Origin of the sequence: Brevundimonas sp. (assembly GCF_047617075.1) — a bacterium.
Lineage (GTDB): Bacteria > Pseudomonadota > Alphaproteobacteria > Caulobacterales > Caulobacteraceae > Brevundimonas.
Map to the genome: position 1 here is coordinate 59,366 of NZ_JBLGCI010000007.1, position 12,316 is coordinate 71,681.

12 protein-coding genes and 1 tRNA gene are annotated in these 12,316 nt (G+C 68.7%); 7 read left to right on the forward strand and 6 right to left on the reverse strand.

Annotated elements, in window-relative coordinates:
• Positions 1-6 precede the first annotated feature (6 nt).
• Together ACI8U3_RS09285 and ACI8U3_RS09290 are read right to left on the reverse strand one after the other, a co-directional pair.
• A complete protein-coding gene (locus tag ACI8U3_RS09285; RefSeq protein ID WP_415014593.1) occupies positions 7-483 on the reverse strand; it encodes a hypothetical protein in 477 nt (158 codons plus the stop codon).
• A 159-nt stretch (positions 484-642) separates the two neighbouring features.
• A tRNA-Ser gene (locus ACI8U3_RS09290) sits at positions 643-734 on the reverse strand.
• A 109-nt stretch (positions 735-843) separates the two neighbouring features.
• Between ACI8U3_RS09290 and ACI8U3_RS09295 the strand changes: the two genes are divergently transcribed.
• From ACI8U3_RS09295 to ACI8U3_RS09315, 5 genes are read left to right on the forward strand one after another with little or no spacing between them, the layout of a single operon-like run.
• Positions 844-2,409, forward strand: a complete 1,566-nt coding sequence (locus ACI8U3_RS09295) for an exopolysaccharide biosynthesis polyprenyl glycosylphosphotransferase (RefSeq protein ID WP_415014677.1) — start codon at positions 844-846, stop codon at positions 2,407-2,409.
• A complete protein-coding gene (locus ACI8U3_RS09300; RefSeq protein ID WP_415014594.1) occupies positions 2,409-3,860 on the forward strand; it encodes a polysaccharide biosynthesis C-terminal domain-containing protein in 1,452 nt (483 codons plus the stop codon). The genes ACI8U3_RS09295 and ACI8U3_RS09300 overlap by 1 nt, the downstream gene beginning before the upstream one ends.
• Positions 3,857-4,786 (forward strand): glycosyltransferase family 2 protein, encoded by a 930-nt coding sequence (locus ACI8U3_RS09305; protein WP_415014595.1) that lies wholly within the window; start codon positions 3,857-3,859, stop codon positions 4,784-4,786. The genes ACI8U3_RS09300 and ACI8U3_RS09305 overlap by 4 nt, the downstream gene beginning before the upstream one ends.
• Positions 4,786-5,538 (forward strand): polysaccharide deacetylase family protein, encoded by a 753-nt coding sequence (locus ACI8U3_RS09310; protein WP_415014596.1) that lies wholly within the window; start codon positions 4,786-4,788, stop codon positions 5,536-5,538. The genes ACI8U3_RS09305 and ACI8U3_RS09310 overlap by 1 nt, the downstream gene beginning before the upstream one ends.
• Positions 5,535-6,473 carry a glycosyltransferase gene (locus ACI8U3_RS09315; RefSeq protein WP_415014597.1) on the forward strand — a complete coding sequence of 313 codons (939 nt, stop codon included), beginning with the start codon at positions 5,535-5,537 and terminating at the stop codon, positions 6,471-6,473. Before ACI8U3_RS09310 ends, ACI8U3_RS09315 begins: the two co-directional genes overlap by 4 nt.
• Positions 6,474-7,009: 536 nt before the next feature.
• Here ACI8U3_RS09315 and ACI8U3_RS09320 read toward each other — a convergent pair.
• The gene (locus tag ACI8U3_RS09320) at positions 7,010-7,711 is read right to left on the reverse strand and encodes a hfsB (RefSeq protein ID WP_415014598.1); all 702 of its coding nucleotides are present in this window, start codon (positions 7,709-7,711) and stop codon (positions 7,010-7,012) included.
• 187 nt (positions 7,712-7,898) lie between these two features.
• The gene (locus tag ACI8U3_RS09325) at positions 7,899-9,356 is read right to left on the reverse strand and encodes a GumC family protein (protein WP_415014599.1); all 1,458 of its coding nucleotides are present in this window, start codon (positions 9,354-9,356) and stop codon (positions 7,899-7,901) included.
• A 114-nt stretch (positions 9,357-9,470) separates the two neighbouring features.
• Here ACI8U3_RS09325 and ACI8U3_RS09330 point away from each other — a divergent pair, with 114 nt between their 5' ends.
• The gene (locus tag ACI8U3_RS09330; protein WP_415014600.1) at positions 9,471-10,187 is read left to right on the forward strand and encodes a polysaccharide biosynthesis/export family protein; all 717 of its coding nucleotides are present in this window, start codon (positions 9,471-9,473) and stop codon (positions 10,185-10,187) included.
• Positions 10,188-10,199: 12 nt separating this feature from the next.
• Here the strand turns inward: ACI8U3_RS09330 and ACI8U3_RS09335 are convergent, their stop codons facing one another.
• Together ACI8U3_RS09335 and ACI8U3_RS09340 are read right to left on the reverse strand one after the other, a co-directional pair.
• Positions 10,200-10,508, reverse strand: coding sequence for an SEL1-like repeat protein (locus tag ACI8U3_RS09335; protein WP_415014601.1), 309 nt, complete (start codon positions 10,506-10,508; stop codon positions 10,200-10,202).
• A gap of 171 nt (positions 10,509-10,679) precedes the next feature.
• On the reverse strand, positions 10,680-11,399 hold the full coding sequence (locus ACI8U3_RS09340; RefSeq protein WP_415014602.1) for a glutathione S-transferase N-terminal domain-containing protein: 720 nt from the start codon (positions 11,397-11,399) through the stop codon (positions 10,680-10,682).
• A 179-nt stretch (positions 11,400-11,578) separates the two neighbouring features.
• On the opposite strand from ACI8U3_RS09340, the gene ACI8U3_RS09345 reads away from it, so the two are divergent.
• Positions 11,579-12,154 (forward strand): RcnB family protein, encoded by a 576-nt coding sequence (locus ACI8U3_RS09345; protein WP_415014603.1) that lies wholly within the window; start codon positions 11,579-11,581, stop codon positions 12,152-12,154.
• Positions 12,155-12,316: the final 162 nt, after the last annotated feature.

The window sequence follows — 12,316 nt, forward strand, 5'->3', positions numbered from 1 at the left end:
GCGCGCCTACTCTCCCCGCCTGCCGCGCACCGCCAGCGCCACGGTGGCCAAGCCGGCGGTGACGATCAGCGCGTCCTCGATCAGCCCGCTGCGGGTCTGCCCGATGCGCCGCATGCCGGCCTTGCGCCCGTTAAGAGTGGCGTAGGCCAGCGGTACGGCGGTCCCCACCGCCAGCCCGGCGCCCAGCCGCTCATGCCCGCGCGGCGCCAAGGCGGCGCCGGCGATGCCCGCGCTCATCACCCGCGCCAGCAGGCCGAGGAAAACAGTGCGGTCCGGCGCCGACTTCATCTTGTCGCCCACCAGTTCGCCCACCCCCATGAACAGGGCGCCCGCCTTGAACAACGGATGATCCAGCAAAAACAGCCGCCCGGGCGTCTCGCGATGGGCCAGCCGCACGCCGGCGATGGCCGCCATGGGCGTCATGGAGCGCGCGCTGGCGACCGCGCCGATGAGAACGGAGGGGAGAAGGTTGAGAATGGTCATGCCGCTTCAACTGCGGCGAGCCCGGGAGGTTCACTTTCCTCCTGCCATGTTCACCAGAAGCGTTTTCGGCCAAGGCTTCGGGGAACACGCCTGCGCATGAGATCGCCTTCGCACGGCAAACCACTTGGTGGCCTGCCGCCCGAAGCCGAAGGCGTGAGGTGGCGGAGACGGAGGGATTCGAACCCTCGGTACCCCTTACAGGGTACGACGATTTAGCAAACCGTTGCCTTCAGCCACTCGGCCACGTCTCCGGTCCGGCTCCGATAGCGGCTCGCGCGCGCTGACGCAATCCGGGTTTGCGACGTTAACGCGAAATCCACGGCGGAATGGTTGGATGGCGGTCAGACCAGAATGGCCGCCATGATCTCGATCCAGACCAGACCCGATGACGCGTCCGCCGAGGACGCGCCCGCGACCCTCGACGCCGCCGGGCTTCAGGCCCTGGCCTCGGGCGCTGTGGCGCGTGGGGCGACCAGGGCGGACGGCCGCGCCCGGCGCGGTCCCTTCCGGCCCGAGGTCTGGCTGAACGCGCGCCAGCGTCACGCCTCGCGCCTCGCCGCCCACTGGTTCCACGCCATCGACGCCCTGGTGGTGATCGCCCTGACCCTGCTGTGCGCCGCCGCCGCCAGCCCGTCTGGCCTGCTGGGTGCGCCCTTGGCCGCCATCCTGCCGTTCGCGGTCGGCGCGGTGGTCCTGCTGGCTGCCCTGAAGGCGTCCGGCGCTTATGGCTTCTCCCGCGACCGGCGGCTGGCGGTTCACATGGGTCTGGTCAGCGCCTCGGTGGTCGGCGCCGGCGTGATCGCTGTCCTGCTGGCCATGCTGTCCCCCGCCCCCCTGATCGGCCCGGTGCTGGTGTGGAGCGGTCTGAACCTGATCGTGCTGTACGCTCTGCACATGGCCTGGAGCGACCGGGTCCGCCGCTGGCGCGCCGACGGAACCCTGACCCCAAATGTGGTGGTGGTGGGCGCCACGAAACACGCCGAAAAGCTGATCCGCGAGGCCCTGAAACGCCGCGACCTGAACGTGCTGGGCGTGTTCGACGACCGCCTGGCCCGCGCGCCGGACAGCGTCGAGGGGGTGCCGGTGTTGGGTGACACCGAGGCCCTGCTGACCCACCGCATGACGCCGTATGTGGATCACATCGTTCTGGCCGTGGACCCCACTGCGCGCGAGCGGGTTCGCGACCTGATGCGCCGCCTCGGCGGCCTGCCCAATGAAGTCACCCTGCTGGTGGACCCCCGGGCCGAGGAAGATCGCAACGCCGCACTGGAGAAGCTGGCCCGCGCGCCGCTGGCCTCCCTCAACAACCCGGATCCCGACCGCGCCGCCTTCAACAAGCGGCTGCAGGACCTGATCATCGGCGGGCTGATGCTGGTCGGCCTGATGCCCGTGTTCGCCGTCGTCGCCCTTATGGTGCGTCTGGACAGCCCCGGCCCGATCCTGTTCCGCCAGCGCCGCCACGGCTTCAACAATGAAGAGATCGTGGTGTGGAAATTCCGCTCCATGCGCCACGAGGCCGCCGACGCCACCGCCTCGCGCCAGGTCACCGCCGACGACGACCGCATCACCCGCGTGGGCCGCTTTCTGCGCGCCACCAGCCTCGATGAGCTGCCTCAGCTGATCAATGTGCTGAGGGGCGAGATGTCGCTGGTCGGCCCCCGCCCCCACGCCATCGGCATGAAGACCGGCCAGATCGAGTCCGCCCGTCTGGTGGCCGAATACGCCCACCGCCACCGCATCAAGCCGGGCATGACCGGCTGGGCCGCCATCAAGGGGTCGCGCGGCCCCCTGCACACCGCCGCCGAGGTGCGCCGCCGGGTGCAGCTGGACGTGGACTATGTGGAGCGCCAGTCGTTCTGGCTGGACCTGTGGATCATGGCTGTCACAGTGCCCGTGCTGCTGGGCGACCGGGTCGCGGTGCGCTGATGTTCTGGCGCGGCGTCTGGGGCTATCTGCCCGCCAACATCGTGCAGGGCGTGGTGGGCTTTCTGGCCATCGTGGTCTTCACCCGCCTGCTCAGCCCCGAGGATTTCGGCCGCTACGCCCTGGCCTATTCGGTGTTCACCCTGGCCCATGTGGCGGTGTTCACCTGGCTGGAGGCGGCCATGGCCCGCTACTGGGCCGCCGAGACGCCCGAAACCGGCCTCGCCGACCATTTCGCCAGCCTGTACCGCGCCGCCTTCTGGCTGTCCGCCGCCTTCATCCCGCTGGTGATCCTCGGCGTCATGCTTTGGCCGGTGGAGCCCGCCTTCCGCCTGGCCCTGGGCGTCGCCCTGATCGGCGTGCCGGTGCGCAGCCTCGCCAAGCTGGCGCAGGAGCGGTTCCGCGCCTCGGGCGAAGTGGCAAAGGCCGCCGGACTCGACATGGCCACCGTCATCGGCGGCTTCATCATCGGCGTGGTCTTCGCCCTCGCCGGCCTCGGCGGCGCGGCGCCCCTGCTCGGCTTGCTGATCGCCCCTCTGTTCGCCCTGCCCTTCATCCTGCCGGGAGAGCTGAAGCACGCCCGCGGCGGACGGCCCGACCCGGCCCGGCTGAAGCGATACGCGAGCTTCGGCTATCCCATCGCCGCGTCCCTGATCCTGTCGCTGGTGCTGGCCTCCACCGACCGCTTCCTGCTGGCGGTGTTCATGGATGAAGCGGCGGTGGGCGCCTATCACGCCGGCTATTCCATCGCCAACCGCACCCTGGACGTCATGTTCATCTGGCTGGGCGCCGCCGGGGCGCCCGCCATGGTCATGGCGCTGGAGCGCGGCGGCCGCGCCGCCCTTCAGGACGCCGCCCGGGAACAGGCGGGCCTGTTCGTCCTCGTCGGCCTGCCCGCCGCCGTGGGCGTCATTCTGGTGGCCCGCCCGCTGGCCGAGGTGCTGATCGGTCAGGACCTGCGCTCCGCCGCCGCCCTCATCACCCCCTGGATCGCCCTGGGCGCGGCCCTGTCGGGCGTCACGGTCTATTATTTCAACCAGGTCTTCACCCTCGGCCACCGCACCGACCGCATGCTGCTGACCATGGCGGTCCCGGCCGTCGCCAATGTGGTCCTGAACCTGGTCCTGATCCCACGCTTCGGCGTGCTGGGCGCGGCCTGGGCCACGGCGGCCAGCTTCGCCCTGGGCCTCGCCGCCTCCATCTTGATCGGCCGCACCGTCATGCGCCTGCCCATTCCCTGGGAGGCCCTGATCCGCTGCGGCGTCGCCTGCGCCGTCATGGCGGGCGTGGTGTCCCTGATCCCCGCCGTGGGCGGCCCCGTGGAGCTGATCGCCAAGGCGGCCATCGGCGGCGCGGTCTATGCCGCCGTCGCCCTGACCGTGAACGCCGCCGGGGTGCGCGACACCGGCCGCCGCCTCATCAACGATTACAGAGCCCGCGGAGCCGAAGCATGAGCCGCACCGTCGCCAACACCCGCTGGCGGGGCAAGCGCCCGGCTCTGTCGGTGCTGATCCCCTTCTACCGGGACGACCCCTGCGACCTTCTGCGCAACCTCAATGACGAGGCCGGTCAGGTGGGCCGCTCGGTGGAGGTCATCGTCCTGTCCGACGGTGGCGGCGACGCCGATCTGGTGGCCCGCGTCGAGGCGGTCATCAAGACCATGGCCCTGCCCGCCCGCCTGATCGACCTGAAGAAGAACGAGGGCCGCTCAAAGGGCCGCAACCGTCTGGCTGCCGCCGCCCGGGGCGGCAGTTTCCTGTTTCTGGACAGCGACATGCGGCCGGATCATCGCCGGTTTCTTCAGGCCTGGACGGATCTGGTCGCGCAGGAAGATCCCGCCGTCGCGTTCGGCGGTTTCTCCCTCTTGCAGGCCCCGGACGAGCCGCGCTTCGCCGTCCACCGCGCCCTGGCCACCCGCTCCGAGTGCGTCCCCTATCAAGAACGCGCCCGCCAGCCGGAGAAATACGTCTACACCTCCAACCTGCTCGTTCGCCGCGACGTGTTCGCCGCCGAGGCCTTCGACAGCGCCTTCACCGGCTGGGGCTGGGAGGACGTGGAATGGGCCATGCGCGTCTCACGCCGGTTCCGCGTGGTCCATCTGGACAATCCGGCCACCCACATGGGTCTGGACACCACCGGGGCGCTGGCGGCCAAGTACGAACAGTCCGCGCCCAATTTCGCCCGCGTGGTGGCCCGCCACCCCGACATCGTCTCCACCTACCCCAGCTACAAGGCCGCCCGCCTGCTCAAGCGCGCGCCGGGCATGGGTTTGGCCCGGCCCTTGCTGAAGACCGTGGCGATGACCGACTGGCTGCCCGCCGGGCCGCGCGCCTTCTCGCTGCGGCTCTACCGGGCCGCCCTCTATGCGGAGGCCGTCTGATGCAGGAAAACCAGGCCCAGCCTTACAACGCGGACTCCAGCCTGCTGGGCAAGGTGCGCCGCCGCGTGGTGCGCCTCATGCATCGCCGCCCCGCCCGCCTGTCCCATAACGGCCCGGTGGTCAGCTTCACCTTCGACGACGTGCCGATCTCGGGCGCCGAGGCGGGCGCCGCCATTCTCCAAAAGGCCGGGGCGCGCGGCACATACTATGTCTGCGCCGGCCTGTTCGATCAGCCGGGCGACATGGGCCGCTACGCCAACGCCGCCGAGATCGGACGGCTGTCCGAAGCGGGCCATGAGATCGCCTGTCACACCCATTCCCATCTGGACTGCGGCCTGGCCGATGAAGGCGCCATCGGCGCCGACGCCGACCGCAACGCCCTGGCCCTCACCGCCTTCGGCGCCCGCCCGGCCCATTTCGCCTATCCATACGGCGAGGTCTCGCCCCAGGCCAAGAAGGCGCTCAAGGGCCGCTACGGCTCCCTGCGCGCCGTGCATTCAGGCATCGTGACAGACGGCTCGGACCTGAACCAGCTGCCCGCCGTGGGCATCGAGGGGCCGGACGGCGAGGCCGAGGCCATGCGCTGGATCGACCGGGCAGTGGAGCGCGGCGCCTGGGTCATCCTCTACACCCACGACGTGCGCGACAATCCCTCGAAATACGGCTGCACCCCCGCCGCGCTGGCGCGCATCGTCGCCCACGCACAGGCGCGCGGCGCGGCCATCCGGACGGTGGGCGAGGTGCTGGCATGACCCACGACCTCGCCGTCATCGTTCCCACTTTGCGTCGCCCGGACAGTCTGGAGCGCGCCCTGCGGTCCCTGTTCGCCCAGGAGCGGGTGGCCGACCGGGTGTGCGAGATCGTCATCGCTGACAACGACCCCGAGGGCTCGGCCCGCGACCGGGTCGAGGCCCTGCGCGCCCACAGTCCCTGGCCGCTGGTCTACATCCACGTGCCCACGCCCGGCGTGGCCACGGCGCGCAACGCCGCCCTCGCCGCCACCGACGCCTCCCTGATCGCCTTCCTGGACGATGACGAGGCCGCCGCCCCCGACTGGTTGGCGCGCATCCTCGCGGCCCACGAAGCCAGCGGCGCCGACGTGACCTTCAGCCCTATCCACGGCCGGGCCGAGGGCGCGCCGGTCTGGCTCAAACCCTATCTGGAACGATTCTTCGGCCGCGAGGGCCCGGCCAAAAGCGGCCTGATCGATCACGCATACGGCTGCGGCGCCTCGCTGATGAAACGGGCGACCGCCCTGCCCGGCGCTGCGCCCTTTGACACATCGGCGGATCAATCCGGCGGCGAGGACGACGCCCTGTTCGCGAGTCTGGCCGCGCGCGCCGGCCGCTTCGGCTGGGCCGCCGACGCCTGGGTCGAGGAGTTCGCCCCGCCCCACCGCGCCACCCTGCGCTACGCCCTGACCCGCGCCTTCGCCTATGGCCAGGGCCCGTCCCAGACGGCGGCGAAGGAGAAGAACTGGCCAGCGCTCGCCCGCTGGATGATCGTCGGCGCCGGTCAGGCCGCCGTGTTCGGCGCCGCCGCCGTGCTCATGACCCTCATCGGCCACTCCCGCCGCGCCTTCTGGATGGACCGCGCCGTCCGCGGCCTCGGCAAGCTCGCCTGGATGCCCGGCCTCGAACCGCAGTTCTACGGCGCTAGCGAGCTCAAGCGGCTGGAACGGGGGTGAGTCCCGCGTTTCCCGTCACCAATTCCTTGCGCCACAAGGGAACGGCGCTCCAGCGCCCCCGATTTCATCCCCCTGCCCTGAGCGCCCTTAGGATGCCTCCCCATCGGCCTTGGGCCGCGAAACGGAAGGGAGGCGCCTCATTAGACTCGAACTTCAACGGCCACTGTTTCGCTGAACAATCTCGCTTGAGTTAGACTCCACTTGGACTGTTTTTTCACCCAAGAGTCTAATCACCAGCCCCCGCCAACGGCCCACCTTGTCATCCCGGAAGCGCCGCAGGCGCTATCCGGGACGAGACGGCAAATCTCTCTTGAGGTGGCCCGGACGGCGCAGGGCGACGATCCGGGCCAAGGGCTGAAAAGCCCCCGCCAGTCGCCCGGCTCAGCCTGACGGCTGTCCGGGCGGATCGTGCAACGCACCGCGTCCCGGCTCTCCGCTTCGCTTCGGCCGGGATGACAAGGTGCAAGCCCACTACTGTTTTCGCTTAACAATTCGCGGCAGTTAGACTCCCGTTAGACTGTTTTTCGTCCAACAGCCTAACCCAGCACCTTCTTCAGGAAGCCCGGCGGCTGGTAGGTCGAGCGGTTCATGACGACCCCGGCGATGCGGCCGCCCACGGCCTCGATCTCGTCGCGCAGAGCGATGGGTTCGGAGGCGCGGGTGGTCTCGGCGGCGACCACCAGCACGGTGGCGTCCACATAGGGGGCCAGGTTGACGGCCATGTCCGAGCGGTCGGAAGACGGCGCGTCCACCACCACCGTCTCGGCGTGCTTGCGCATGGCGTCCCAATAGCGGGCGTCGTGCAGGGCCTCGACCCGCTGGCCGGACTTCAGCACCTCGCCCCGGAACCGGGTGACCCACAGCCGTCCCCCGAGACACGGCTGGGCGATCAGCAGCCGGGCCGGCGCCACCGGGCGTCCGTCGCTGGACGTCAGGCGCGGCGATACGGTGAAGAAGCACGATCCGTCGGGCGATGCGTAGGCGGTCTTGCCCAGCTTGCCGAAGCGGTCCGGCTGGGCGCCGACGGCCTCAAGCTGCTGCTGGGCGGTCAGGTCGGCGTCCACCAGCCAGACCGGACGGCGGGCTCGCACGGCGGCCAGACGGGCGAACTCGCGCGCCACAGTGGATGTCCCCTCCCCGTGGTTGGCGGAGACAAACTGGATCACGCGCCCACGATGGCCCGACGCCGGACCCAGCGCCGCCCAAAGTCCCGCCATTTCCGCAGTGAGGTCGACCATCGAATCGTTACGCGCACCTGTTTGGCCGAAGCTATCACAACCCCCGACCGAAATCGGCTTGGTTGGACGCAGTCCAACTAGGCTCAGATTTCGGTCCAGTTTAAACTGGGAGCCTGATTCACGGCATCGGCGGAATCGCGAAGCGATTCCACCTCAACCGATCAGGCTCTCAGGGGAACGGATGAGTTCAGCGGGCCTTCATGGGCGCCACCGCCAGCACCGGCAACTCCAGCGTCCGCCCCGCCGATCCCGGCGTGGTGAAGCCGGGTCGCAGGAAGATGCGGATCAGCCCCACGCACAGGGCCGTGAACCCGGCGAACAGGATCACCAGCAGCATGCTGGGCATGCGTAGGCTGGAGCCCCGCGTGGGCGGCGAGGCGCGCTCCACGATGCGGATGTTGTCCGCCCCGCTCTGCGCCAGCGAGGTGGCCGCGCGGCTCTGGCTTTCGCGCAGGGCGAACTCGCGGATATTGCTGGTCAGCACCTCCCGGTCCGCCGACAGGGTGGCGTTGCGAGATTCCAGCTCTGTCAGACGCGCCTGCCGGTCCCGCAGGTCGTTCAGCTGCGCCTCCAGCACCGAACGCCGCGCGATCAGGGAATCCCGCTCGGCGGTCAGCTGGATGCGCTCGGTGTCCAACGACACCCAGATGGGGTTCGGCCCGGTCTGCACCTCGCGCGGCCCCACGGCCGTGCCCGTGTTCACAAAGGTCTGCAACTGGGCGATCCGCTCCTCGATGTCCCGCACCGGCTGGGCGTCGGGCTGATAGCGGGCCAGCAGGTTCTCCCGCTCGGTGCGCAGTTGCAGGATCTGGTCCTGGGCCGCCACGTTCAGCTGCTGGTTCAGCACGATCTCGGCCGGCACGGCCCCCAGCTCGACCCGCAGCCGCGCCAGCCGGTTCGAAACCTGGGCCAGCTGGGCGTCCACCCCCAGCCGCTCGGCGAAGACGGTCTGATAGGACGCGCCCAGGCTCTCGCGGGCCGTGTTGAAGTCGCCGATGTCATTGGTGCGCAGGAAGGCCTCATAGGCGTTATCCGCGTCCATCAGCTCGTCCTCGAACACCTCGCGCTGTTCCTGCAGGGCCGGCGTCATGCGGTCCTGAAACACCTCGCGGCGATAGATCAGATACTGGTCCAGCAGGCCGTTCAGCACCGCCGCCGCCGTCTCCGCGTCCCGCGCCTCATAGCTCAACTGGATCACACCGCTGAGGGGCGCCGTGGAGACCTCCAGATCGCGGATCATGGTGCGCAGGGCGCTGCGCTCCGCCGCCTCGGCGCTGACCGCTCGCTCCGCAGCCCGTTCGCCCAGCACCGTCTCCACGCCGACGGCCTGAACCACCCGGCGCTTCAGTTCGCTGCTGTTCAGGATCGCCGCCTCGGCCTGGGCGATCTCGTTGACCTGGGGCACATTGGTGCTGTTGCGCTCAGGACCGACCGTGGGCTGATAGACGTACTCCTGCCCCACCGTAGCGACGATCCCGGCCCGCGCCGTATAGGTCTTGCTGACCGTGGTCAGGATGAGGATCAGGCCCAGGATGCAGATGGCCAGAAACACCGCCACCATCACCCACAGCTCGCGGAACAGCAGGGCCGCCAGGTCCAGCAACCCGTAACGCGGGCGGGACGACATGTAGGCGGTCGTGCGCATGAACGGCGAATCCCGGCAAACAGGGTTAACAGGTCCACACTTCGCCCCTGCGCGTTAACCATCGGTTACGATTGCAGGGCCAGCCTGACGCCGAAGCCGCCGAACGAGTCGTTGATGTCCATGGATCGCCGCCATCTGCTGTTCGCCCTGGCCTCCGCCGGCGCCCTGACGGCCTGTTCCGGCGGCGCGGGTCTGGGCCGGTCGGCGCAGACCCCAGACTTTCCAGATATCGCCTTCGCCGACTGGACCGACGCCGAGCCGGAGTATCTGATTTATCCCGGCGACGAACTGGACATCCAGACGCCGACGGCGCCCGAACTGAACCGCGCGGTGCGCGTGGGGCCGGACGGGCGAATCTCCATGCCGCTGGTTGGACAGGTCATGGCGGCGGACCGCTCCCTGCCCGAGTTGGAGGCGTCGCTGGCCACGGCCTACGCCAGCCAGCTGCGCCATCCGATGGTGGAGGTCACCCTGACCCAGGCCGGGCCATTGAAGGTCTGGGTGGACGGCGAGGTGCGGACCCCCGGCGTCTATGACATGCCCGGCGACATCGAGGCCTGGCAGGCTGTCATCATGGCCGGCGGCTTCCTGCCTACGGCGCGGCGCTCTCAGGTGGCGCTGATCCGGCGGGGACCGGGCAATGTGCGCATGATGCGGGTGGTGGATCTCAGTGGACCGCGCACTGCGGCGGTGGCCCTGCGACGGTCGGACATCATCTATGTGCCCCGCACCACCCTGGCGGAGCTGGCGGTGTTCTTCACCCAGGTTCGCGAAAGCCTGCCGGTCAGTTTCAGCTATTCGATCAACGACCGCGCCTACACGCAGTTCTGACCAGCGCAGGTATCAGGCGGCCAGATTGACCACGCCCTGATCGATCCAGCGACGGGCCGCGCGCTGGGCCTCGGCCAGATCCTCACGCTCCATTTCGGACGAGAGTTCCTTGCGGTAGATGCGGGCTTCTTCGGAGCCCTTCATGGCCGCCAGGTTGAAGATCATGTGGGCGCTGACCAGATCGACGGGAGCGCCGCCCTGGCCGGTCGAATACATCACGCCCAGCCGGAACAGGGCGTCGCCGTCCATGTCCGGAGTCGGCAGCGGCAGGCCGCCGTCCTGTTGGGGCTCACAGTCGTGCGCCAGTTCTTGCGCGATCATCACCGTATCTCCTTGCGAAGGCCGTTCTGGCCTCGTCGTGTGAGGTGATGAAATACCCGCGCTATTGAAGTTAAAGTTAACGCCGCGCCGGCCGCAAAATCTTTTCAGTAAAGGAGTTCTGAATACTGAGAGCGTGATTCAGAACTCCTCAATCTGGTTGAAAGGTCTCGTTTACCGGGCGCGCTGGCCGAACAGCATCTTTCGGGCCTGTTCAGCCTGTTTTCCGGCGGCGCCCAGATCGCCGCGCAGCTCATTTCCGACCGCCCTGCCCGCCTGAACCGCCGGGCGCGCGCCGACCCGCTCCATCCAGGCCTTCAGATGCGGGAACGTCACCAGGTCCTGCCCCTGCGGTCCGGGCAGAATCCACGGCCAGATGGCCATGTCGGCGATGGAGTAGTCGCCCGCCACATAATCCCGATCCGCCAGCCGCTTGTTCAGCACGCCATACAGCCGGTTGGTCTCGTCGGTGTAGCGGCGCACCCCGTAGGCGATCTGGCGCTGGTCCTTGATCAGGGCGGGGGCGTACTGGCGGAAGTGGTGGGTCTGACCCGCCATGGGCCCGAGGCCGCCCACCTGCCAGAACAGCCACTGATCCACCTCGGCCCGCGCCCGGATATCCGTGGGATAGAACTGGCCGCTCTTGTTCCCCAGATACTGCAGGATCGCGCCGGACTCGAAGATCGACAGCGGCTTGCCCTCCGGCCCCTCGGGATCGACTAGCGCCGGCATGCGGTTGTTGGGGCTGATGGCCAGGAACTCGGGCGTGAACTGTTCGCCCGCGCCGATGTTCACCGGCTTCACCTCATAGGGCAGCCCCATCTCTTCCAGGGCGATGGAGACCTTCCAGCCGTTGGGCGTGGGCCAGTACCAGAGTTCCAGGGGCTTGCTCATGATCATCCTTTCCAGCGTCACGGTTCGATCTGGGAAGGACGAGGCGCCCTCGCAACAGGCGCGCGGAATTAACCTGAACCGTCCGTTCAGGGTGAATTCATGTGGATGGCGAGACTTTGGCCACACAGTTCAACGGCCGCTCACGCGAAATCCGTCGCGGCCCCTTCGAGAGGATCGCCATGAAAACCCTCGTCAAGGCCGCCGCCGTCGCCATCGGCCTGATCACCGTCTCCACGCCGCTGGCCGCCGAGGCCCAGTCCCGCCAAGACCGCCGCGAATGGCGCGAAGACCGCCGCGAGTCGCGTCAGGATCGGCGCGACTACCGTCGTGACAACCGTCAGGACCGCCGGGAATGGCGGCGGGACCGCCGCGAGGACCGTCGCGACTGGCGCCGGGAAAACCGTCACGACCGCCGGGACTTCCGTCACGACCGCCGCGCCGATCGCTGGGATCGCAACAACCGCGACTGGTGGCGCGGCCGGGCCGACTTCCGCGACTATCGCGGGGCGCGCCGCGGCTACTACTACGCCCCCAGCTACGGCTACTACCGGGTCGAGCCGCGCTATTACGGCTATCGCTGGCAGCGGGGTCACACCCTGCCCTACGCCTATCGCAGCTATTATGTGCGTGATCCCTATTTCTATGGCCTGAGGCCCGCGCCGCGGGGACATCGTTGGGTGCACGCAAACAACGACATCGTCCTGGTCGCCCTGGCGACCGGCCTGATCGCGGACATTGTCCTGAACGTCTATTGATCACGCAAAATCCCGAGAAAACCCCGTCGCCAGCGGGGGGGGGTTTTTCTTTGATTACAAGGGGCACGCCCATTCCTGACGTCCACGTTCAGTCAAGGTTCATGCTGGACGCAACACACTGATATCCATGTCGCCGCGAAAGGCGGACCGAGGAAACAAGAA